Source organism: Zarconia sp. (assembly GCF_057467645.1).
In genome coordinates this window covers 1-23,961 of sequence record NZ_JBRJXU010000055.1, presented here as the reverse complement: position 1 = coordinate 23,961, position 23,961 = coordinate 1, and the positions used below count along the sequence as shown (strand labels likewise).

The 23,961-nt window shown below is 50.3% G+C and carries 16 protein-coding genes; 12 read left to right on the top strand and 4 right to left on the bottom strand.

The window, feature by feature from the left end; translation table 11 throughout:
* Window positions 1-164: 164 nt before the first annotated feature.
* Together AC2215_RS07895 and AC2215_RS07890 are read left to right on the top strand one after the other, a co-directional pair.
* Complete coding sequence (locus AC2215_RS07895) at window positions 165-404, top strand: DUF167 domain-containing protein (protein WP_486809426.1); 240 nt, start codon at window positions 165-167, stop codon at window positions 402-404.
* Window positions 405-912: 508 nt separating this feature from the next.
* Window positions 913-2,154: an acetylornithine/succinylornithine family transaminase gene (locus AC2215_RS07890; RefSeq protein ID WP_486809425.1), complete on the top strand. Its 1,242-nt coding sequence runs from the start codon at window positions 913-915 to the stop codon at window positions 2,152-2,154.
* On the opposite strand, the gene AC2215_RS07885 is transcribed toward AC2215_RS07890, so the two are convergent.
* Window positions 2,134-3,066, bottom strand: a complete 933-nt coding sequence (locus AC2215_RS07885) for a pentapeptide repeat-containing protein (protein ID WP_486809424.1) — start codon at window positions 3,064-3,066, stop codon at window positions 2,134-2,136. The two genes, AC2215_RS07890 and AC2215_RS07885, sit on opposite strands and share 21 nt — an antisense overlap.
* Before the next feature lie 997 nt (window positions 3,067-4,063).
* Here AC2215_RS07885 and AC2215_RS07880 point away from each other — a divergent pair.
* Window positions 4,064-10,087, top strand: coding sequence for a CHAT domain-containing protein (locus tag AC2215_RS07880; RefSeq protein ID WP_486809423.1), 6,024 nt, complete (start codon window positions 4,064-4,066; stop codon window positions 10,085-10,087).
* Between the two features lie 223 nt (window positions 10,088-10,310).
* Here the strand turns inward: AC2215_RS07880 and AC2215_RS07875 are convergent, their stop codons facing one another.
* Window positions 10,311-11,180 (bottom strand): MORN repeat-containing protein, encoded by an 870-nt coding sequence (locus tag AC2215_RS07875; RefSeq protein ID WP_486809422.1) that lies wholly within the window; start codon window positions 11,178-11,180, stop codon window positions 10,311-10,313.
* 382 nt (window positions 11,181-11,562) lie between these two features.
* Between AC2215_RS07875 and AC2215_RS07870 the strand changes: the two genes are divergently transcribed.
* A complete protein-coding gene (locus AC2215_RS07870) occupies window positions 11,563-12,405 on the top strand; it encodes a head GIN domain-containing protein (RefSeq protein ID WP_486809421.1) in 843 nt (280 codons plus the stop codon).
* A gap of 15 nt (window positions 12,406-12,420) precedes the next feature.
* Here AC2215_RS07870 and AC2215_RS07865 read toward each other — a convergent pair whose 3' ends face one another.
* Window positions 12,421-12,945, bottom strand: a complete 525-nt coding sequence (locus tag AC2215_RS07865) for a hypothetical protein (protein WP_486809420.1) — start codon at window positions 12,943-12,945, stop codon at window positions 12,421-12,423.
* A gap of 333 nt (window positions 12,946-13,278) precedes the next feature.
* On the opposite strand from AC2215_RS07865, the gene remA reads away from it, so the two are divergent.
* From remA to AC2215_RS07825, 8 genes are all read left to right on the top strand, one after another.
* Window positions 13,279-13,536 (top strand): extracellular matrix/biofilm regulator RemA, encoded by a 258-nt coding sequence (gene remA / locus AC2215_RS07860; RefSeq protein WP_486809419.1) that lies wholly within the window; start codon window positions 13,279-13,281, stop codon window positions 13,534-13,536.
* 57 nt (window positions 13,537-13,593) lie between these two features.
* The gene (gene gmk / locus AC2215_RS07855; protein ID WP_486809418.1) at window positions 13,594-14,247 is read left to right on the top strand and encodes a guanylate kinase; all 654 of its coding nucleotides are present in this window, start codon (window positions 13,594-13,596) and stop codon (window positions 14,245-14,247) included.
* A gap of 336 nt (window positions 14,248-14,583) precedes the next feature.
* Entirely contained in the window at window positions 14,584-14,955 is a 372-nt protein-coding gene (locus AC2215_RS07850) for a hypothetical protein (RefSeq protein WP_486809417.1), read from the top strand.
* Between the two features lie 116 nt (window positions 14,956-15,071).
* Window positions 15,072-15,443, top strand: a complete 372-nt coding sequence (locus AC2215_RS07845) for a hypothetical protein (RefSeq protein ID WP_486809416.1) — start codon at window positions 15,072-15,074, stop codon at window positions 15,441-15,443.
* 210 nt (window positions 15,444-15,653) lie between these two features.
* Complete coding sequence (locus AC2215_RS07840) at window positions 15,654-16,370, top strand: L,D-transpeptidase (RefSeq protein ID WP_486809415.1); 717 nt, start codon at window positions 15,654-15,656, stop codon at window positions 16,368-16,370.
* 465 nt (window positions 16,371-16,835) lie between these two features.
* Window positions 16,836-18,995, top strand: coding sequence for a transglycosylase SLT domain-containing protein (locus AC2215_RS07835; RefSeq protein WP_486809414.1), 2,160 nt, complete (start codon window positions 16,836-16,838; stop codon window positions 18,993-18,995).
* Window positions 18,996-19,097: 102 nt separating this feature from the next.
* The gene (locus AC2215_RS07830; RefSeq protein WP_486809413.1) at window positions 19,098-21,269 is read left to right on the top strand and encodes an adenylate/guanylate cyclase domain-containing protein; all 2,172 of its coding nucleotides are present in this window, start codon (window positions 19,098-19,100) and stop codon (window positions 21,267-21,269) included.
* A gap of 231 nt (window positions 21,270-21,500) precedes the next feature.
* Window positions 21,501-23,030 carry a mechanosensitive ion channel domain-containing protein gene (locus tag AC2215_RS07825; RefSeq protein ID WP_486809412.1) on the top strand — a complete coding sequence of 510 codons (1,530 nt, stop codon included), beginning with the start codon at window positions 21,501-21,503 and terminating at the stop codon, window positions 23,028-23,030.
* Window positions 23,031-23,176: 146 nt separating this feature from the next.
* Here AC2215_RS07825 and AC2215_RS07820 read toward each other — a convergent pair whose 3' ends face one another.
* Entirely contained in the window at window positions 23,177-23,554 is a 378-nt protein-coding gene (locus tag AC2215_RS07820) for a hypothetical protein (protein ID WP_486809411.1), read from the bottom strand.
* Between the last annotated feature and the right edge of the window lie 407 nt (window positions 23,555-23,961).

The window sequence follows — 23,961 nt, the reverse complement described above, 5'->3', positions numbered from 1 at the left end:
GAAGTTTTCAGGATGAGTTTCAGGATAAAATCTCCTTTCTCAACCTTTAAGCGAAAGATTTTATCGGCTATATTTTAAGTCTAGCTCGACAAAATATAACCCTGCTTGTACTTTTGTAAAGTAGATCGATCGTTCCTTCGACTCATTTTTATTATCAATAGGTATTGATAACTATTATAAAAGGAAAAGTCAAACCCAACGCCAAGCAGCAAAGTATTAAAGAGGAAAGTGATGGCAGTTTGACAATCGGATTACAGTCTCCCTCCGTTGATGGCAAAGCCAATCGAGGATTAATTCAGCGACTCTCAAAAACCTTAAAAGTACCCAGGTCGCAAATTAGAATTAAGTCAGGAGTTTATTCCCGGAATAAGCTCGTTAAAATTCTCAATACATCAATCAAATAAAAATCGTTACATAGATATTTTATCTTTTAGAAATTTTTCATACAAGCTGATTCGAACGACTCAAATAAATTCAATAGAAGCCGAACGATAAAATTTGAATTTCTTACAACAATCGATAGTATTAAGAGATCTCTGTTCTTGAAATTTTATTTTTTTAGAGATTAAAACATATCTATTCGTAAATTGCAAGAAGTTATTGATTTTTTCGCTCTAAATTTAGAGGTATAGCAATTTCGCTTGAGCTTTCCCACTTCCCCCTTGAGTTGGAGATTTATCATACTTTGTACGGCTTTTTCGATCGAAGATTGTTGCGACTGTTAACGTCCGTTCGGGTTAAGGATAGTTGAAACTCCAGTGTGGTGATGTGGATTCGAGTCATGAGTCGAAGAAGCTCGAACCCCACTGTGCTCGAAAAAATCCGATCCCAAACAGACCTTAGGCCATAGCATCTAGTGGCTTGCCTGACTTATACTCTGATCTTGAGCCTCTATACCCAAAAGTTAAAACCGTGAGTCCAGTCGTCGTCGAACCCCAAGTTTCAATATTCGATCCTACTATTTTCGATACCCACGTGATGGGAACCTATGGCCGTTTTCCCATTGCCCTAGAGAAAGGCGATGGCTGTCGGGTGTGGGATACGGACGGTCGGGAATATCTTGACTTTGTTGCTGGAATTGCCACTTGCACCCTCGGTCACGCACATCCCCAGTTTGTCGAAGCCGTCAGCCAACAAATTCGCAAGTTGCATCATGTCTCCAACTTGTACTACATCCCGGAACAGGGAGAACTTGCCCGGTGGCTGACTCAAAATTCCTGCGCAGATCGGGTCTTTTTCTGCAACTCCGGTGCTGAAGCCAACGAAGGTGCCATCAAACTGGCCCGTAAGTACGCCCACACGGTCCTCAACATTGACGAACCGGTAATTTTAACGGCCAATGCCAGTTTCCACGGACGAACCCTCGCGACCATTACCGCCACGGGTCAGCCGAAATACCAGAAAAACTTTAATCCCCTCGTCCCCGGTTTCGACTACGTTCCTTACAACGATTTAGAAACATTAGAAGCAAAAATTGCCGAATACGATGGACGGGTTGCGGCGATTATGCTCGAACCGTTGCAGGGGGAAGGGGGAGTCAATCCCGGAAATGCTGCCTATTTCCAGCGCGTTCGCCAAATTTGCGATGAAAAGCGAATCCTACTCATTCTCGATGAAGTGCAAGTGGGAATGGGACGAAGCGGCAAATATTGGGGTTACGAAAATCTCGGCATCGAACCCGACGTGTTTACCAGTGCCAAAGGCTTAGGAGGCGGTATCCCCATTGGCGCGCTGCTGTGTAAAGAATCCTGTAACGTGTTGCAGCCTGGAGACCATGCCAGTACTTTTGGGGGTAATCCTTTTGTCTGCGGTGTGGCACTTTCGATTTGCCGGACGTTGGAAGCAGAAAATTTGCTCGAGAACGTGCGAGAACGGGGAGAACAGTTAAGAGAGGGTTTGCGAGAAATTGCCAAAGACCATGGAGAAACCATCGCCGAAGTGCGGGGTTGGGGTCTCATTAACGGTTTGGTGTTATCCCCCGAGACCCCGCTGAGTGCGATCGCGGTCGTCAAAGCCGCGATGGAAGAAGGGTTGCTGCTAGTGCCCGCAGGTCCGAAAGTGGTTCGGTTCGTGCCGCCTCTGATTGTATCCGCAGACGAAATTACCCAGGCTCTCGCCGCAACCCGACGGGCGCTATCCAGCTCGATCGCTTAAAAACACCGCTCGGTCTTCCATTCCGGCTGGAAGTGGAAAGCCGAGTTTGCTCAAGTTAGACGCGACGGAAACCCCTGAGGACGTACGCCTGTTTGGCAAATGAGGTTTCATGGTTTTCGGTAAAGCGGCGCTCCCTTTGCACAATTTGGGCGTCGCAGGGGTTTGAACTTTTGCCACCCCAGTTGTTGCAGCTGACGGGGTGGCTGATGGAGTCGCCGATGGAGTCGCCGATGGAACAATGGGAGGGGAGAATATTCCATCAATCCCCATTGTTCCGTCGAGATTAGCGCCGGCTAAATTGACCCCACTCAACTTGGCATCGGTTAGGTCTGCATCCTGGAGATTCGCACCCAAAAGATTCGCATCTTGAAGGTTTGCCCCTCGGAGGTTCGCCCCTCTCAAATCCGCTTTCACCAACCGAGCATCTTGGAGATTGGCATCGGCTAAATTTGCTTCTATCAGAGTTGCATCCCCTAAATTTGCGCCACCCAAATCAGTTCCGCTTAAGTCTGTATGGCTCAAATTTGCCCCGATGGCATTGGTTCCATCTAGCCGCGCGCCACTCAAACTCGCTCGATCGATTTTCGCGTTCACCAAAGACGCAAATCCCAAATCAGCACCGCAAAGATTCGCCTCAGTCAGAGTTGCCTCAAACCATTGAGTGCCGCGACCATCAATGCCACTGAGATCGGCGTTTGCGAAACTCGCATTCACCAAAGTTGCGAAACTCAAATCCGCACCGCTAAAATTAGCTCGATCGAGATCGGAGCGATTGAAATTGGCAAATAGTAGCTTGGCACCACTCAGATTTGCTTCCCTCAAATCGAGCTTGGCTAAATGTGCTTCTCCTAGATTGCCTCCAGGGCACTGTTTCGTTGTCAGTAACCGCTCGATAGGGGTTCGTCCGACCATTGAATTTTTGATTTTGTCTCGGTCTGATAAACTTGGGTAGATGTTATCCCCGATCTTCATTTGGGAGTTCTCCACATCACTAAATCTCCAGTTCGATCGAATTCATAAGTTACGTTGCAAACCTCTAAATTCGAGTCTCAAATCCCCTGATTTTTTTCAAGTTGCAACTTTAGATTGCTACGGCAACTTAAATACTTGCTTGAAATTGCAATAGCCATCCTATTTGATTCATCAATTTATTGAATCTAAAACCCTTGTGGCGTAGTTATTCTACCCGCACAACGATCGACAATTCATGTCGGATTGCTATTTCGATCGCAGTAGTCTTTTTCATTGCTCCTACTGCCATTGAGAAATCACATACCACACTGACACTCCTCTCACCCAAGTCCTACTACCAACCATGCCTGGGTGTTGGTGAAAGTTGGCATTTAGAGTAATAAGAAATATGCAATCTGCATGTTACCCGTGCGGTCGTGCGACAGTTTCCGTCTGAAATACATGAGTATATTTCATTGAATTTCTCGACTCATGTTCTATTGTGTGTCAACTTTTCCTAAAAGCGGGATGAGGGGAGAGACCCCTCATTTAAAGAATTTGACTCGAATCGGATAAAACTCAAACGATTCTAGACTCGATCGGGTATTCCAAATTTTTATTAAGACAGAAAATATACGGAATTTATACTTTTTAATAATGTATTTTTATGTATTTTTACGGATTTTCAGATGGCTTAAAATCTTTCTCTGGGTTTGTACGTATCGTCAATTCCAAATTTTCCGTCTAGGATCGAAATTAAGAATCAACATCCAAAATAATAAAAATTGGACGTCATAACGGCTGAAGCATGCGGGAGATCGAGCAACAGTGTGAATGAGTCAAAAATCTATCGTTCTCTCATGCAATTTAATCTTCTCGTACCGTGTTACCCAATTTAATTTCGGGCAACTGTTGCCAGTTTTTATATTATTTTTTTATTTCAGCGCCTCACCTTTTCTTGTGGTTAGAACCGCAATCTGTAACCGCACAAACGATTGAACCCGCAGCGGATGGAACCCACACTCAAGTGACGATCGAAGGCGATCGCATTGATATTCTCGGCGGACAGCTATCGAGAGATGGGAGGAATTTATTCCACAGCTTTGAGGAGTTCGGACTTTCACAAGGGGAAGTTGCTAATTTTTTATCCAACCCCAATATTGAAAATATTCTCGGACGAGTAGTGGGAGGGAATCCATCCTACATTAACGGGATGTTGCAAATTGCCGGAGGTGATTCTAACCTCTTTTTAATCAACCCGGCTGGAATGATCTTCGGTAATACTGCCAGCCTCAACGTTCCTGGTGATTTCATCGCCACCACAGCTACGGGAATTGGTTTTGGCGTAGACGAGTTGAACAGCTTCGGCGAGAATTCCTGGGGTGATTTGATGGGGTCTCCCGAAAGCTTCAATTTTGCCGCGTCGAACCCCGGAAGCATCGTAAATACTGGCAACTTAGCAGTATCCCCAGGAAATAACTTGGGGTTATTTGCTGGGACAGTTGTGAATGCGGGAACCCTCGAATCCCCTGGAGGAAATATTACTCTAACCGCCGTTCCCGGAGAAAGCGTGGTGCGTCTGAGTGCCGAGGGGAACGTTCTGGCGTTAGATGTCGCGGCTGCCGATTCAACATCGATGCCCTTTATTCCCCAAGCCTTACCCGAATTACTCACCGGTGGAGAAGCGATCGCCCATGCCAGCGATATTACCATCAATCCCGACGGGAGCATCGGTTTGAGCGGATCGAACGCACAACTACACCCACAAATGGGAGATGCGATCGTGAGTGGGGAGTTGGGGAATGGGGAATGGGGAATCGGGAATGGTGAGATGCCGACGATTCAGGTATTGGGAGAACGGGTAACGCTGATCGATGCCACTCTGGATGCTTCTGGAGTCGGCGGTGGGGGTAATATTTTTCTTGGGGGCGATCGTCAAGGACTCGGAACCCTTCCTAACGCGAGTGCAACCTTTGTCGATCGCAGCTCTACGGTTACTGTCGATGCCCTTTCCTACGGCGATGGTGGCCAGATCGTCGCATTCGCCGAAGAAACCGCAACGATATTCGGAACCCTCTCGGCGCGCGGTGGGGAGTTGGGAGGAAACGGCGGTTTCATCGAAACTAGCAGTCGGCAAAACCTTTTACTCGATACGATTCCCGATGCATCAGCAGCCAATGGACTGGGCGGAACGTGGCTGATCGACCCCACCGATATTACCATCGTGGATATCGGTCCACCGGCCCGGACGAATATTGTGGGGGCAAATGCGATTAATGCGGCACTCAACGCTGGAACCAGCGTCACCCTCGATACCAGTACCGCAATCGGGCCTGCCGGTGCTGGAAATATCACATTATCGCCGGGAGCGTTCATTCGCAAAACAGCCGGTGGCGAGGCGACGCTCATCCTGGATGCCGATAACGATATTACCCTCAATGACAGCATCACTTCCATTGGCGGTGAGTTAAATATCGTCCTCGACGCGGAAGGGTCGATCGATACGGGAGACGCCGTTATCGAGAGTAATGGTGGCGATATTACCCTGACTGCCAACGCTAGCGGTGTGGGTAACGGCGAGTTAATCGTCGGTAACGAAATACTTGCTCGTGGCGGCAGCATTCAACTGAACAGTTTGGGCGATGACGGTAGCATCGACACGACGGGGGCAAGTCTGACCACGACGGGTAACACCATTACCCTCACCACCGGCGGAGACATTGAGGTGGGGCCGATCGCTTCCGAGGGGGGCGATATTATTATCACCGCCAACTCCGACAGTGTTGGGGAGGGGGAACTGGAAATTTCCGGGGATATCCTTGCCAATGGTGGCCGGATCGAACTCAACAGTTTCGGAGATCGAGGAAGTATCGAAACGACCGATGGCACCCTAAGTACGATCGGCAATACCATTACCCTCAGCACCGGCGGAGACATTGAGGTGGGACCGATCGAGTCCGGTGGTGGCGATATTGCCTTGATTGCCAACTCCGACGACGTTGATAGCGGTGAGTTGGAGATTGAGGGGAATCTGACAGCCGGTGGGGGCAATATTTCCCTAACCGGGGTGGGAGAAGATGGGGGCAACGATGGCTACGGCATTCGCATTCCCGCGGGAGTTGAGGTGACGACTACTGGACCGGGAACGATTACCCTCGAGGGAACGGGGGGCAACGGCATCGATAACAATCACGGCATTCGTCTGGATGGAAAGATAACTGCAGAAGATGGGGCGATCGAACTAACGGGAACCGGTGGGGGTTCTGGGGATGGAAACCGGGGAATTGAGGTGAGGCTCGATGGCGTTGTTGAAACGAACGGTATTGGCACCATTACCCTCAACGGTACGGGGGGCGATGGTAACCGCCTCAACCACGGTATGCGCATTCTCGGTAACCTGCGATCGGTGGATGGGGCGATCGACATAACTGGAGAGGGGGGCGACGGAACTGGAAATGCCAACCGAGGCATCGTTATCAATAATAACGGGCAAGTCGCTGCCTCCGGGACGGGAAGTATTACCCTCAACGGGATGGGAAACAACGATTCAGGCATTATTCTTCAGAACGGTTCGGCGGTGCGATCGGTCGATGGCGAGATTCAACTGACCGGGGACAGCACCCACAGTGTCGGCATTTTCCTGCAATCGGGCAGTTCCATCGAATCTACGGGAACGGGGAATATTAACCTCACAGGTGTGACATCCACTGGCAATCCGGGGATTCGCCTCGACGACAGCCGGATCGATGCCCTCGGTAGCGGGGATATTGGGTTAGCAGCCGACCAAATCGAACTGTTCGGCACCACGACATTTGAGGGGAACGGTACGCTCTCCCTGCAAGGGGGAAGTGGTGTTGAGGTGACGCTGCTTGGCGATCGTGACGATTTAACCACCGATGGATTGAATATTCTCTTCAATGGCGATTTGATGCTCGATCGCGATTACGAAATTAATACCGGACTCGGCGGTGGAGATATCGTCTTCAACGGCTCGGTTGACGGGCGAGATTTGACCCTGAATGCGGGAACGGGAGATATAACCATTGCCGATGGGGTCACTGCACATAACCTGATTGCCAACAGTAGCGGGACAACTCGATTTGGCAGTACCGTTTCTGCGACGAATCTGACCACCGATGCCGGGGGAGTCACGGTTCTGCCGAATGTCACCACGAACGGTTCGCAAATTTACGGCGATGCAGTCTTCTTGAACGCTCCCATCTTCCTGAGTGCGGGTGGGGATGGGGATATTCTATTTAACGGTGCTGTCAATGGCAGCCCGATTAGCGGTCTGACGATTACCGATGCCAACAGTATCAGTGGTCTTGGCAACATTCAAGTGGGTAGTGGCGGTCTGAACTTGAATGCCAACAGCAGCGTCAATCTGACGGGGGATATTGCTGCGGCTGCTGACATTGCGATCTCGACACCGGGAGACCTCACTCTCGGAAACCTAAGCACATCAGGTTTTGATATTACTCTAACCAGTAAAAATGGAGAGATCGTCACGGGAAACCTGAGTACGAGGAATCCCGGTGCTGATGGCGGTGATATTTTCGTCGATGCGGAAACGGAAATTCAAGCTGGAACGATCGATTCAAGTAGCGATACCGGTGCAGGGGGTAACGTTACCCTCGATCCCATTGGAGATATAGAAGTGATGTCGATCGATACCCAAGGGGGAACAACTGGGGGAGATGTGTTCGTCCAAACCGGTCAACATTTCCAAGCAACGGGAACCTTTGTCGATCGCAACAGGCAAACTGCGAGCATTTCCACGGTAGGCGGTATGGATGGCGGCACGATCGTCATCCAACACGGGGGAGATGCGATAATTCCCTTCATCGTCGGCAATGCAACCATCAACGGGACGGCTGGGGTGATTACGCGGGGTACGGGTGCTGAATCCACCATTATCAGTGGGGAGTTTCCCTTCACTCATTCTCAAGATGCGGGACAAATTCAAGTTATCTCCGTTCCCGCAACGAATCCCGTCACCCCAGTCACCTCAGCGAGCGGAACTCCCGCCATCCCAGAAGCCCCATCTGGGGTCGAACCCATCGAAACGGTTTCCGAAAACCCGATCGCCCCAGAAGTCGAACCAGAAGTCGAACCCCTCTCACCTTCCACCCCTGAAGTCTCGTCGGAAAATCTTGATGCATTGGAAGATACACCACCCAATAGATCTGCTGATGCACCTTTACTCGATATTTCCTCCGTTCCCCCAACCCCCGATCTTCCCCCAGAGGAAACCTCGACTCCCAATAGCGAGCAGTCGATCGAAATTCCCTCATCCCCAGAACCCTTGGCTTTGGATGGAGAATCGCCCATCTCTGGAGAATCCCCGATCCTCGAATCGCCGTCCGGGGTTTTAGAGGTCGAACCATCTGTTGTCGAACAATTTGTGGAGCGATCCCAGGTCGAACTGACCGAAATCGAACGAACCCCCATCGAATCGGGTTTTGAGACCAGTAGCAGTACGATCGACGGCAATTCCCGCGATACCTCAGTGACCGGTTTCACCGATCTCGATCGAGAGTCCAAAACCTCTCCCCTCGTCGTCAGTGCGATCGATACCTCACCCATTCTCGATATCGATCCCAAAGCCATTGCCACCAACGGACAATCGATCCGAATTACCAGTTCTAGCTTGGATGCTGGAGATAATTCCACCTCGGGTGTAGCCAACTTTTCTGACACTGGAACTCAGGCTGACAGCGGTAGTCCGAGTGGATCGCGCGATGCCATCTTTGCAGACAACAACGTTGACGCCACCGTTTGGCGGATCGAGCAATTTCGCAATCGAGAATTTGGAGAGTATCTCGGGATGCGCCCCGATCTTCTTCCAGAACAGACTACCCTCTCCACGATGCAAGATACGCTGCGAAACCTGCACAAAAACCGCCCCAGTCGTCAAGCCGCGATTATCTATGTTGTCTCTCGTACCGAGCAACTCGAATTAGTCTTGCTTCCTCCCGAAGGACAACCCCGTCGCTACAGCGTGCCAGACGCAAACCGCGCAGCACTACTTGCCGTCGTTCGAGATTTTCGCTACCAAATCACCCATCCTCGCCGGAGAAAGACTCATAGCTATCAAGCATCTTCCCAACAACTCCACGACTGGATAATGGCTCCGTTGGAAGCGGATTTAGAGGACTTGGGTATCAATACCCTACTCTTCTCCATGGATGAAGGATTGCGATCGCTGCCAGTTGCCGCCCTCTACGACGGTCAGCAATTTTTAGTGGAAAAATACAGCCTCAGCTTGATTCCGAGTTTTGCCCTGACGAATACCGATTATCAACCGATCTCGAATGCTCGGATTTTGGCGATGGGAGCGAGCCGATTTCGCGATCTCAGTCCCTTACCCGCAGTTCCCATCGAACTCGCAGCCATCAGCAGCAAACTGTGGCAGGGGGAATCCTTTCTCAACGAATCCTTCACGGCCCGAAACCTTCTCACCCAACGCCAAACTGATGGTTTTGAAATCTTGCACCTAGCCACTCACGCCGAATTCCAGTCCGGAAGCGCCGATAATTCTTACATTCAACTGTGGGAAGATCGCCTGCAACTTGACGAACTACCGGGGTTGAACCTCCAAGATCCCCCAGTGAATTTGTTGGTGCTGAGCGCTTGCCAGACAGCACTGGGCGATCGAGAGGCAGAATTGGGCTTTGGCGGTTTAGCGATTCAATCTGGGGCGCAAACGGTTCTGGCGAGTTTGTGGAGTGTTAGCGATAAAGGAACGCTTGGGTTGATGAGTGCTTTCTACAGCAGTTTGGATGAAGCTTCCATTAAAGCCGAAGCCTTGCAGCAAGCTCAAATTGCCATGCTGCGGGGGGAAGTGCGATCGGATCGGGGGCAACTGATATTTCCAGGGGGTACGATCGTTCTTCCTCCACAACTCGATGTATTGGAGGATTTGGAGCTGGACCATCCCTATTTCTGGTCTGGATTTACCGCGATCGGGAGTCCTTGGTAGATCGGGCAATGGGCAATTGACAATTGACAATGGGTCAGTTGCGACGCTTTTCCCCTTTCCGAATTCCGCGCTTCCGAATTCTGAATTCTGAGTCACCCCATCTCCCTTTTCCAAATTCCGCGCTTCCAATTCCGAATTGTGAGATCGCGCCATGTGCAACTTTAGGTCAAGCCATATAGCGAGCGAGCCGAAAAATCCCCCGTTCCCCATTCCCCTCGTGTTGTTAGGTTTTGGCTCGACAAGTTGCACATGACGTGAGATCGGAAACCAGACCGACGAATTCGTTGTTGCGCCATTCTCCTTCGTAGATTTCCCCATTGGGAGAAATATAGGTTCCCTTACCGTGGCGTTGATTGTTTTGGAACTCGCCGTTGTAGAGTCCGCCATTCGGATAGAGTTCGATGCCATCCCCGTTGCGGGCATCATCGCGCCATTTGCCATCGTAGCGACCGCCATTGGGAAAAATGGCGATTCCCCGACCGTGGCGGCGATCGTCGTTCCATTGCCCCGAATACACTTCACCGTTGGAGTAATATTCCGTTCCCCGACCATCTCGGCGATCGTTATCCCATTCTCCTTCGTAGCGGCGACCGTCAGCATAGGTTTCTACCCCTTGACCTTCCCGGCGATCGTCATCCCATTCCCCTTCGTAGCGCGTTCCATCGGGAGTCGCTTCGGTTCCCCGACCGTGGCGGCGATCGTCATCCCACTCCCCTTCGTAGCGCGTTCCATCGGAGTAGATGACCAATCCCAGACCGTTCCGCTTGTCGTTTTGCCACTCTCCTTCGTACACTTCTCCATTGAGATAGGTGGCGACACCTTTACCGTTCCGCTTTCCCTCGCGCCATTCTCCTTGGTAGGTATCGCCATTGACGTATCTCATTTCCCCAACTCCGTCGGGTTTATTATCTTTGACGATTCCTTCGTACTGACTGCCATCGGGAAAGAAGATTTGGACGACGCGAGTTAGGAGGATCGGTGTCACGTCCGATTGCTGCAACGGCGATGCGGTTGCCATTCCCTTGAGGCTTTCAGCAGCAGACAGACATAAGGCGAAACTGAGAATGATTTTGCTCCAAGAACGAGGTTTCATCTGGGAATCCTAGTGACGATGGCGTAAGTATTATAGTGGAGGATAGAACGACTGACAGAATGTTGGGTCGATTTACCCATGGAAAAACGGGCGATCGAAGTTTCCCCATCCATGGACGTTCAAATAGATGTTCGTCGAATAGTGCCTGATACGATCGCACTACGGCAATCGCCCATCAATGTATCGATTCTCGATCGGGGAAAATATAGCACTACGAATATCGATGAGGACGATTATCTCGTACGGCAAGCTTCTTTCCCTGAGCTTCCCCTCTCCCTACTGTCGTGTCTTAATCCGTTGGCGTAATCCTATCTGTGCAGGTGCATCCATCACATCATAAAAACGGGTGCTCTTGAAGATCCTGACAATCGGAAAATATTCCATGACAAACCAATATGACTGGCTCGGTTGTACCCTGGCGGTTGCCTGTTTGAGTGCGTGTCGTACCATCGACCCAAATACGCTTTCCTCCCCCAGTGCGATTTCCTTGGTTCGCGAGTCTAGCACTGAGATTCGCATTGAGAAAGGGGATGACGCGATCGAAACCACTGTAGATCTCGAAGCTTCTGTTCTGGGAGATTCGGGAAATCTTGTCAGCAAATCGATCGGTGTGACCCCCTTCACTCAGATCGATTGTCGCCTGGGGGAGGTGGAAATTGTTCAGGGCGATCGCGAAACCCTCACGATTACCGCTGACGATAAAATGTTGCCTCGCATTATTGCGGAAGTTCGAGATCGCACTTTATATCTGTATCCCGAAAAGAATGTCTCTTTTATAAGTTCTCCCATCCGCATTCGGGTGCAAGTTCGAGAACTCGACGGACTTGTCGTTTCCGGTTCGGTGAAGGCAATCGCTCAAAACCTGAGGGTCGATCGATTTTACCTTGAGGGTAGTGGCAGTACCCAAGTGGCGATTGCATCTTTGCTTGCCAATGAGTTGCAAGTGCAAATGGACGGTAGCAGCCAACTCGACCTCAGCGGAGAAGTCACCCACCAGCAGGTTCAATTTTCCGGCAGCAGCGAATACGATGGCTCGGACTTAGAAAGCCAAACCACCCAACTGGATTTGAGCGGATCGAGCAATGCCACAGTTTGGGCAACTCGCAGTTTGGACGCGCAACTCGACGGTAGCGCGCAAGTCAAATATTACGGCAACCCTCTCGTGAGTCAGAACGTTCGCACGGGAGATCGACTCCAGCACATAGAAAACGATCGAGCGTATTAATTCGATCGTCTTCCATCACGCCAGCCAAACCAGACTCCCCAATACGGCGATACCTCCCACTAGCGCAATCCAAATAAACCCGTTATCTTCCGTTTGCACCTGACTCCAATCGATGGGTTCGGGTTCGGATTTAAGACGGCGGGGGCGCTTTTTGGACTTAACGGGATTTGCCCCACGTCGATTTTCTATGGGGCTATCTTCGAGTTTGCTCAAGTCGGGAATCTTCGTTAGCCACTCGGGACTGGTTTCCAGTTTTGGAGCTTCGAGGATATAGAGCAAGCGGCGGCTGGTGGTGCGAGTTTCTAAGTTGGGATGGCGGCCGAGGCTACGGCACAGGGAAATCGCGTCTCGAGTGCGACCCAGGGCTTGGTATGCCGTCACCAACCAGATTTGGATTTCGCCCCCGAGGGTGGAATTGCGATCGACTAAAGCACTGGCTTTCTCCAAATACTCGACACTCTGGCGGTATTGACCGCACTCGAAAGCCTGTTTGCCGGACTGGTATTGAGCTTTGACGATTTCTAAGCGTTCTGGATTCACGTCGGTCGAGTCAATGGAAGTCGCTTGCGGACATGGGTTGCCAAGCAAGCCTTTATCTTCTCATAAAATCTGGGTGCGAGTTCTGCTTCGATTCACCCACGATCGATCCTGACTCGCGGGTTAACCCTCGGCGATCTTGGGAAATGCTCAAAACGCAAGGTAAATCTTCAAGGTTGTTTTTTTTGTGGGGATTTACCTTGTTAGGCTAAATTTTTCTCTTTACCATAAAAGATAGCTTCCAGGGAAACTTTCCTACCATCGTTCGTTCTTGTCTCCTCCGCTACAAAATTGTATTTCCGATCGCTTACCCGCAATTTTCAGGCTTAACTTATCATGGATAACCAACAGATACAGCTCATCAATATCGGTTTTGGCAATATTGTCTCCGCAAACCGAGTGGTAGCAATCGTTTCTCCCGAGTCCGCTCCGATCAAGCGGATCGTGAACGATGCGCGCGATCGCGGACAACTGATCGATGCTACCTACGGACGGCGAACCCGAGCGGTCATCGTCACCGACTCCAGCCACGTGATTTTATCCGCGATTCAACCAGAAACCGTTGCTAATCGGTTTGTTCTGAGCAAAGATTAATCACAGCACTCACCATCGCACTTGAGTGGCTATCCAATCGAGATCGAGAAATTAAGTATGAATGATTCGGGGTCGATAGAACATCCTCAATCGCCCTTGGCAAGCGATCGCCCCGCGCGCGGGGTTCCTGGGGTTGCCAACGCTGAGGTCAAAATCGGTCAGCTCATCGTTTTCACCGGACCCAGTGGAGTGGGTAAAGGGACGTTGCTCAAAGCCTTGCGCCAGCGACATCCTCAATTGCGCCTCTCGATTTCAGCAACGACGCGATCGCCGCGAGCGGAAGAAATTCATGGCAAAGATTACTATTTCATGGAGCGATCGCAATTCGAGGGTTCCGTCGCGCGGGGTGAATTTTTAGAGTGGGCTGAATTTGCCGGCAACTGTTACGGAACGCCACGGGCACCGGTTGAAGAACAAATTCGTCAGGGTGATTCGATCGTGCTCGAGATCGAGCTAGAAGGTGCCAAACAAGTTCGCTCGAGCTTCCCGGAGGCTTTTTCCATTTTCATTTTGCCCCCCACCCTCGAAGAGTTAGAGCGTCGCCTGCGGTCTCGCGCCTCGGACTCTGAAGCGGCGATCGTTCGTCGCCTCGAACGGGCCCGAGAAGAAATTGCCGCCGCCTCGGAATTTGACCTGCAAGTGGTGAATGACGAGCTAGAGACTGCCCTCAAAACACTGGAAACGGCACTGTTTCCTAAGCAAAGTGCATAAGTCTGGGAGCGAAAAGTTGCCGGTGAGGGTGGGGTGTCGGGTCTCAAGCATTGGTAAACGCTTAGAATCGTCGATGATTTGTCAAGTCCTATATCTAGTGCGATCGATTGGTAAATTCTCTAAATATAGACCTTGGCTTTCGACCGACACTCACCCACACGCCACACTCGGTTACCTAAGACCGCGCGGCACGTCAGCTTAACCTTTCTCTAATGCTCGAGACCCGATATCCTGACCTCGACACCCCTCGCTCGAGGCGATCGCTCATTTGGGTTCAGTGATGTTAGTCTATAATTGCCAAAACATCTATTCAACCTCGATAGAGGAGTGAAATCCGTGAAAAAATTTAACACATGGGGGGTCTCTGCTGCCTTAGCGACTGTTGCTTCCGTCGCAGCTGGTGGTCTGACTTTACCGGCTAACGCTCAAGCCGTCGGGGAGCGCCCTGGAGATGTCTGCCGCGTGGTGGATATTACCTCTTCCACTCAACTGTTTCTTTACGACGCACCGGATACAACCAGTGCGTCGATCGTGGCAATGTTTGATGGCGAGCAAATCAATCTCATCCGTCGCAATGTCGCCGGGGATGATGGTTCAGTCTACCACGAAATCGAAGATAGTGCCGGAAACTTTGGCTTTATCGAAGCTTCCGATCCCGTGGATGGCTCTTCGACGATTGTCAACTGCAACTTCGCTCCGTTCTGGTAAATTCACCCGCGAATGGGCTGTTACCCCAGTCAATTCTGGCTTGGACATCATCAAGCGGTAGCAGTTAAACTAAACAAAAGCAAAAAATTCTTTAATGCAACTGAGGAGTGAAACCCGTGAAAAAATTTAATCAAGGAAGATTAGGGGCCGCGCTACTTTCCGTAGCGTCTGTTGCCGTTGGCGGTTTGACTTTACCAGCTAACGCTCAGCCTGTGGGCGAGCGACCTGGGGATGTTTGCCGCGTGGTGGACATCACCTCTTCCACTCAACTGTTTCTTTACGAACAACCGGATACGACGAGTGCATCGGTCGTGGCAATGTTCGATGGCGAGCAAATTAACCTCATCCGTCGCAACGTCGCCGGAGATGATGGAATGGTCTATCACGAGATCGAAGATAGTGCCGGAAACTTTGGCTTTATCGAAGCTACCGATCCCGTGGATGGCGCTTCGACCATTGTCAATTGCAACTTCGCTCCGTTCTGGTAAATCTTTGTCGATTGCCAGGTTCGCACGCATCCAAATTCTTATTTTAAGCCTGAAATAAGTCTAAGTCTTTGCCGTGCGAGCGGTTTTTAAGCCGTTCCGTTCTGGAGCGGCTTAAGTTTTAAGAGTACAGTATGTCAGGAGATCGTCATCTCCTTTTAATAAAGACACAAGAATTGGTGTTGGTAAACGTGCTGGAGGAAAGTGTTAAAGATGACTGCATGGATTTCGCACAAACTGCAATCGCGAAGCTTGAAGCTTTTGGGTTCGAGTGCGGCGGTTTTCTTGCTACTGGGTCAAGCTCAAGCGATGGCATCGAGTTCGGGTCAACTCAAAACCTACCCGGTGATTGCGGTAGACCCGAAGACGAATCCCACTTTGCCCAAACCCATCGAATTAGAGCTAGAACTGCCACCCATTGGAGATCCGAGCGATTTTCTCCCCGAAGAAGTTCAACCGGACGTGCAACCTCCCGCACCACCTGAAGAACCTTCGCGAGTCCAACCGGAACCCACCCCATCGACAACGGCTCCGGATGAACTCGAACGAAGCTTAGTTCTAAATTTGAGCGATCGTCGGGTTTATCTTTACGAAGCAGATAAAGTTAAAGCCAGCTATCCCGTCGCCATCGGCAAACCCGGTTGGGAAACCCCCACAGGAGAATTCTCAGTACTGGATATGGCACTCGACCCCGTTTGGCAAAATCCCTGGACGGGAGAAGTGATTCCGGCAGGTCCTGACAGCCCCATCGGACCGGCTATTATCGTCTTTGTCCTAGATGAAACCGGAATGTTCGCCTTCCACGGCACGCCGAACGAGGAACTCATCGGACAAGCGGTATCCCACGGCTGCGTTCGACTGCGCAACGAAGACATCCTCGCCTTGTACGAACTCGTGGATATCAATACACCCGTGGCTGTCGTTCCCTAAGTTTTAACGGGGTCTACCATTGCTATTTTTCTGTTTGAATCCCAGGCGTGAGCCTGGGATTGCTATTTACGCGGTGTGCAACTTTAGGTAAAGCCATATAGTGAGCGAGTCGAAAAATCCTCCTTTTCCCCTTCCCCTTTCCCCTTTGACCTCGAGTGAGAGAATTTTGGAGAATTAAGTCGCACATGGCGTTATTTTGTCTTTATAGCTGTTCGCGCTCGTTTCGTTACACATTTTTAGTTATGGGGAATGGGGAAGGGAGAATTCGGAAGCGCGGAAGTGCGGAATTCAGGAGGGAACGGGGAATGGGGAATGGGGAATAGAAAAGACCTGTTTCGTCGGTGGTATCAGTAAACGGCTCTCCCCGGACACTATTCGAGTCGGAACAGAACGTTAAATGTGAAATATTCGTCGTTGAGTTTTGCCCAGTCGCTGTTAGGATAAGCAAAGTCCAAAAATCAAGCGATGCTAAAGCGACGAAGGAACCGAACGACTCCCCTGCTACTCATCGGACTGGCAATTTTACTGGCCGGTGCAACCCTAACCTTTATGAGGCGGCGGGGAGAGCAATCGACTTTGTTGAATCCGGTGCCGTCCGAGCGCTCTGAGATTGCCGCAATCCTCTCTCTGCCTGAAGAGCGCAAAGTTGTAGAACTCGAAACCCTTGCCGCCGGTTCTGCCTCTGACGATCGCAGTCGCGCCCGATACTTAATGGCACGGGAGAGCCTCGATCGCCAAGACCCGGAAACCGCTCTCGAATGGCTCGACGGACTGGAAAAAGACTATCCGGCGATGGGGGAATACGTTCTGCTGCAACGAGCCCGCGCCTACCAAGAGATGGGGAATACCGGCAAAGCGCAATCTACCCTCGAGCGACTTTTAAGTGCCTATCCCGATCGACCCGCAGCCGCTGAAGCACTGTATCTTCTCGGCCAGGACGATCCGCAATATGCGACCCAAGCCATCGAGCAATTTCCCACCCATCCCCGCACGGCCGAAATTGCCCGCAACCAACTCAAAGCTGGCACGGACTCCCAAAATCTGCCGTTGTTGCTGTTGCTCGCCAAACACTTATATCTGAGCGATATTATCGAAATTCTCGATCGCCTCGTTCTCAGCTATGCCGATCGACTGACCCCGAAAGATTGGGAAACGATCGCCTTTGGTTACTGGGAAAAACTCGAATACGGAAAGGCGGGCAATGCCTACGCCAAAGCCGAGCGCACCCCTCGCAACCTCTATCGGGCCGGACGGGGTCGGCAACTGGTGGGTCGGCGCCGGGAAGCCGAAACCGCATACGAACAGCTCGCGCAAGAGTTCCCCGAGAGCGAAGAAGCCGGCTTGGGCTTACTGCGGCTGGCGAGACTCTCGAAAGATCGAGAAGCCGTACCCTATTTGGATAAAATCCTCGAAGGGCATCCCAAGTACGGGGCCGCCGCTCTCATTGAAAAATCGAAAGTTCTCGAAAATCTCAATAGCGATACATCTGCATCCCAATCTCGGCAATCGGTTCTCACCCAGTACAGTTCCTCAGAAGAAGCGGCTGAGTTACGCTGGACAACGGCGAGTGGATTAGCCAAAGCGGGACAATTGGAAGAAGCTTGGCAGTGGGCCGAGCAGCTCGTGAAAGAGAATCCCGACAGCGAATATGCCCCAGAGGCGGCGTTCTGGGTGGGTAAGTGGGCTCTGAATTTAGGAGAAACCGGCAAAGCCCGAGAAGCCTTCGAGTTCCTGTTGGCCACCTATCCCGAATCTTACTATGCTTGGCGGGGGGCGAATTTCCTAGGATGGGAAGTGGGGGACTTCACGACGGTGCGCCAGTTTTCCCCTCAAGTGGTACCGCCGACGGAAACGGTGCTTCCCCTGGCGGGTTCTGAAACCCTGGCCGAACTAACTCGACTGGGTTTGCAACGGGAGGCGTGGGAACAGTGGCAGGTTGAATTTCTCAATCCCATGGAACCAACGGTGACCGAACAGTTTACCGATGGTCTGATGCGTATGGGGGTAGAGGATTATGTTGACGGGATATTTATGTTGTCCTACCTCGCCCAACGGGAAGAACCCGAAGAGCAAGCCCAATATCAGGAACTTCGGCAGCAATTGGGATATTGGCAGGCACAGCATCCGTTTCCCTATTTCGAACCGGTGATCGAGTGGTCGGAAAAACGGCAGGTCGATCCGTTGCTGACGATCGCCATTATCCGCCAAGAATCTCGCTTTCAACCGTCGATTCGATCGGTTGCTAATGCGGTAGGTTTGATGCAAGTCTTACCGGATACGGCCGATTGGATTGCCGAGCAAAAGAACGAACCCAAACCGAAAAGTTTGGAAGATCCGGAGGAAAATATCCGCGTCGGCACCCTCTATCTGGATTATACCCATCAGTTATACGACAATAATTCGTTACTGGCCGTGGCGAGTTACAATGCCGGACCGGGTAATGTGGATGACTGGATGAAACGCTTCGATTTAAGCGATCCCGATGAGTTCGTGACTCAAATTCCGTTCCCAGAAACGAAGGGATATATTAGTTCGGTGTTTGGGAACTATTGGAATTATTTGCGAATTTACAACCCGGAAGTGAAAAGAAAACTTGAAGAGATTCAGGGAAAATATTCTAAATAAAAAATTAAATTCTGCGCTGTGCGATTTAATTTCATCTATTTTGGTTCTATCGTATCTTTAAACGCTAAACTTTAGCGCAATATGGATATGTATAGAGAATAGATGTTACGTCGATATACGAAAAATTTAAGTATCAAATCTAAGCTCTTAGCCATTCTTTTAGGGGTGAGTTTGGGTTCGACTTTACTCGCGAGCTTTTTGGGATGGGAGCGATCGAGAGCTAATCTCCAAGGGACGATCGAAGATTACTTAGCCAGCATTCTCGATTCGAATACCAACCAAATCGAATTCTTCTTTCAGGGGTTACGAAATCACGTCAAAACTCTGAGTGAAGACCGGATGGCGATCGAGGCAATGGTAGAGTTCAATCGCGATTACGACGAACTCAATAATCAGTATATTCCCCCAGAATGGAACCAGGCACTCGAACGATATTACCAAGAAATATTCTTTCCTCAACTCACCCAAGCGGTATCCGGCGAACTGAGCTACAGTACCTACGAACCGGAAAGCCAAGCGGCGAAGTACCTCCAATATTTCTACATTGCTAAAAACCCCAATCCTGTGGGTCAAAAAGAAGAACTGACCGTTACCGACGATGGGAGTAACTATAGCCAAACCCACGAGAAATACCACCCAATTTTCTTAAATTTAACCCAAATCTACGGCTACTACGACTTATTTTTGATCGATTATCAAACTGGGGAAGTGGTGTACTCCGTAGATAAGGAAACCGATTACACCACCAATCTCAATCGCGGCCCTTACAGCCAAAGCGGTTTGGCCCGATTGGTGGAACGAGTGCGCCAGAACCCGGAACGGCGGGCCGTGCAAATTGTGGATTTCCAAACCCACCGACCGTCCTATGGCGCGCCAGCAGCGTTCCTGGGTGCGCCGATTTACAACGGACCCCATATCGTGGGGATTTTTGCCATTCAATTACCCGTCGAAGAAATCGACAAAGTGCTCAGATCGAGTTCCGGACTCGGAGAAACAGGGGAAATTTACCTGGTGGGTTCGGATTTGTTGATGCGATCGAACGCGCGTTTGCTGACTGAAGATCCCGAAGCCTATCAAAAAGCACTATCTGCGAGTAGTGGCGGGACTTCTGCGGAAAATTTGCGATTAATCGAGCTGTTCGAGACCTCCATTCTGCTCCAGAAAGTGAACGCACAGACGGTCAATCGAGCCTTGGAAGGGGAATCGGGAAATACGGTCACTCGTAACTATCGAGGCAAACAAGTCTTTCGTTCTTACGCACCGCTCGATCTCCCGGATTTAGACTGGGTCATTATCTCAGAAATCGAAACCTCAGAAGCCTTTCGCTCGATCGATACCGTTCAGATTTACCTATTTATGGTGACAGCGGTGATTGCCGTTCTCGTGACCTGGGTGGCGTCGGCGATCGCGTCGAATTTTGTCAATCCCGTCAATCGACTCGTCGATGGAATGCGATCGCTCAGCCAAGGCAACGTTGACGTGGAAGTTCGGTCCGATTCTGAAGACGAATTCGGTCAGTTGGCCCAACATTTCAATCAAACCGCCGCCAGCGTTCGCCAACTCACCCATGAGTTGGAAGATAAAAAGCAAGAGAACGAAGCATTGCTGTTGAATCTGTTACCCGCGCCGGTGGTGGAACGCCTCCAACGCGGCGAAACCCAAATCGCCGATGGGGTGAAATTAGCCACGATTCTGTTTGCGCGCATCTCGGGATTGGAGACGGTGATCGGGAACAACGTTCAACGGGAAATTGCGCTGTTGAGCGAACTGATTAGTGCATTCGATCGTGCGGCTGCCAAACATGAGGTGGGTAAGGTGAAAACCAACGGTAACCTCTATATTGCCGCCTGTGGAGTCCTCCAACCCCGTTTGGATAGCACCAAGCTGATGATGGCCTTTGCGGTGGAGATGTTTAACATCATGCAAAAATTCAACAACGAATACCGCGACGAACTACTCGGTACCATCGGTCGGGAGTTGCGCTTGAGTATTGGGATCGACGACGGCCCGGTAGTCGCTGGCATCGTTGGCACGGACAAGTTTTCCTATGATGTCTGGGGGGAAACCGTGAGCGTTGCCGACTTCTTGCAACTGCACGCCAACCCCGAAAAAGCCGAAATTTTGGTGACTCAAGAAGTGTACGAACGCCTTCAGGATTTGTATGAATTCGAGCGTGGGGAAGATTGGGAGTTTACCGAACTCGGTCAGACGTTAGCCACTTGGGTTCTGCGCAGACCGATCTCGAATTTGGAACGGGACTTTTTCTTTTATTAACGTCATGTGCAACTTAACGATCCAAAACCTGACAACGCAGGGGGAAAGGGGAAGTAGGAAGAGAAAAGGGGATCGGGTTTCCGCGCTCACCACATGGCTTAGCTCGAAGTTGCACATCCCATCATTAGACGTTTCGCGAACGTGAAAGATGCAATAAATTCTAGTACCGATATCTTCCCCCATTCCCCATTCCCTCTTTTCTAAATCTATTCAGACCGAGGCTTAAAAAATATGAAACAATCATTATGGATTTGGGGTTTGCTGCTAATTTTTGGATTTCCCATTTTAACCATCGTTTTGGGAGAATTAAAAAGTCATTTACAGCGACAAAAAAACCCGCTAGAAGAGTTTATTAATAACTTGCAAAAAGTGGTTCTGCCGCCACTCGTGATTCTACTCATATTGCAGAAAATTTTACACTTACAAAACTTGGGTACGACCCTCCAAATTCTCGAAACCGTTCTCTGGTTTTCCATTATTTATACAGCATTTTCTCTGATAAAAGTTCTTCTAGTCACAGACGAAAAGCAGTATTCCTGGCAAGTTACCATCCCCAATATCTTTTTTCAAGTGGCTCGCGGGGCGATCGTCCTCGGGGTTGGCACTTATATCCTGGGAGAAATTTGGCAACTCGATCTGACTCAAGTCGTGGCGGCGTTGGGAGTGGGTTCGATCGTCGTGGCCTTAGCCTTGCAAGATACCTTGAGTAACCTCGTTTCGGGTTTTCTCTTACTCGCTGAAACTCCCTTCAAACAAGGAGACTGGCTGAAGATCGGTGAGACTGAAGGCAAGGTGATTGATATGAACTGGCGTGCCGTTCGCCTGCAAACTCTCGAAGGCAACGTGGTGATTATTCCCAACGGCGTGTTGGGGAAAGAAACCATTCTCAACTACAATCTCCCCCATCCAGCCATGGGAATTTGGTTTGAAATTGGGTTTTCCTATAACGATCCGCCGAATAAGGTGAAGAAAATTCTCCGTCAGGCACTGATGGAGACGAAAGGTGTCGTCCACGATCGCGGCTTGAAACTGGTTTCAACGGGTTCCTACGATGACTTTTCGATTACCTATCGCGTCATGTTTATGACACCGAATTATTTGTCTTCCTATAAAGTGGGAAACGATTTTCGATCGCGCCTCTACTATTTAGCCAAGCGCCACGGGTTGACGATTCCGTTTCCCATTCGACACGTCCATCATACGAAACTCGAACCGGTTAACCTCGAAGATCGTCCCCAGAAAATTGCCGAGTACTTGCAATCGCTCCCGTACTTTGAAGACATTGAGAGCGAAATTATCGACAAACTGGCCCTGGATGGGGAAGTGGAGTACTATGGCCTCGGCGAACCCATCGTCCAACAGGGAGAATTGGTGGAAGGACTCTATATTATCGAGCAAGGTTGCGCCACCCTGGCGTTTAAAGATATTCGCGGTCGCCAACACACCGTGGCGCGAGTTTCCAAAGGTGACTTTTTTGGGGAATCCGTGTTTGTTTCTGACAAAACCAGTGCCGTTTCCATTAGTGCGACGGAAGACCTGCAAGTGATTCGTCTCGATGCGGATGCCGTGGCGAATCTGATTGCCGAACGACCTCTGTTTACCAAACAGATCGACGAACTCATTGACGCGCGGCGCAAAACCTTGAGGCAATTGAGAGGACTCGAACGAGGCGAAGCGGAAAATACCGCCCTCGATCGAAGCCTGACAGGGGGTTCGATTTTGGATCGGTTTCGATCGGCTCGCAACCGCCAGGATGCTTAACGGCGATGGGAGAGAGAATGAAAAATTAAAAATGCGCGTAGGGGGAAAGGAGAGGAGCAAGACGATCGCAACTGACCTGTTGTCAATTGTCCAATCTACTCCCCCTCCTACCAGTAATACCCCCGATGCCTGATTGACTGACAAAACTAAAAAGCTCGAAGCTGTCTGAGCACAACGAATTCATGCTTGAAAGAGAGTTGAGATTGTTTTTTGGAGGCTCGTGCTGGATGGGGGTCAGGAGCACTCGATAGAAACAGACATCGGTGAATTTTCCACTGTCGAGTCATGGCGAGTCGAACCCAATTCCATCCGAGCTTCAGGTAACTCATGCCACGATGCCAATGAGGATCGACTTGGCGACGCTTGCCAGTTTCAACGACTTGAGTACCTTGGAGTACCAAAAAGAGCATCGTGAGTGCCACGACCCCGCACAATTGAGACAAGGCGAACTTATTGCGCAGACGAGACGCTTCGAGATTGAAACCGTTGTATCTAGGCTCAAATAGAGCCGTTGACTGTGCCATTGCGATAATGCTTGCTGTATCAGGAGATGGTGGAGTCCCATCACATCAATACGACGATTGGATAGCCACCGTCGAAATCGACGTTGATGAGATTGGCAATAGGTGGCTCGACTGACGACATAGACCCCAAAACCGTTCAGATTTACCCCAAGGCGCGCGCAGCATCCCCAACATCATCGCTTCCCAGAGTTTTCAAGTGACGGACATCTTGCCATGAGTAATCGCAAAGACTTGCGAAAGTCGTTGAGCGCATCATAGAGTCTGTTGTTGGAGTCATGTTTGAGCTTCTAAGTGTGGTAACTTTTCAGCTTATATCATGTTCTACTTCCCTCCTGGCTTAAATTTCAGCCCACAAATTTCACAATTGAGCGATCGCTCAATTGTGGAAGAGCTACAGGGTAAGTGTT

Bases quoted from the DNA above. Each gene is read 5' to 3' on its own strand.
- AC2215_RS07885 (WP_486809424.1), bottom strand. From the start codon at position 3,066: ATGGTCGGACGAACCCCTATCGAGCGGTTACTGACAACGAAACAGTGC.
- gmk (WP_486809418.1), top strand. From the start codon at position 13,594: ATGAATGATTCGGGGTCGATAGAACATCCTCAATCGCCCTTGGCAAGC.
- AC2215_RS07840 (WP_486809415.1), top strand. From the start codon at position 15,654: ATGACTGCATGGATTTCGCACAAACTGCAATCGCGAAGCTTGAAGCTT.
- AC2215_RS07835 (WP_486809414.1), top strand. From the start codon at position 16,836: ATGCTAAAGCGACGAAGGAACCGAACGACTCCCCTGCTACTCATCGGA.
- AC2215_RS07875 (WP_486809422.1), bottom strand. From the start codon at position 11,180: ATGAAACCTCGTTCTTGGAGCAAAATCATTCTCAGTTTCGCCTTATGT.
- AC2215_RS07820 (WP_486809411.1), bottom strand. From the start codon at position 23,554: ATGGCACAGTCAACGGCTCTATTTGAGCCTAGATACAACGGTTTCAAT.
- AC2215_RS07870 (WP_486809421.1), top strand. From the start codon at position 11,563: ATGACAAACCAATATGACTGGCTCGGTTGTACCCTGGCGGTTGCCTGT.
- remA (WP_486809419.1), top strand. From the start codon at position 13,279: ATGGATAACCAACAGATACAGCTCATCAATATCGGTTTTGGCAATATT.
- AC2215_RS07825 (WP_486809412.1), top strand. From the start codon at position 21,501: ATGAAACAATCATTATGGATTTGGGGTTTGCTGCTAATTTTTGGATTT.
- AC2215_RS07830 (WP_486809413.1), top strand. From the start codon at position 19,098: ATGTTACGTCGATATACGAAAAATTTAAGTATCAAATCTAAGCTCTTA.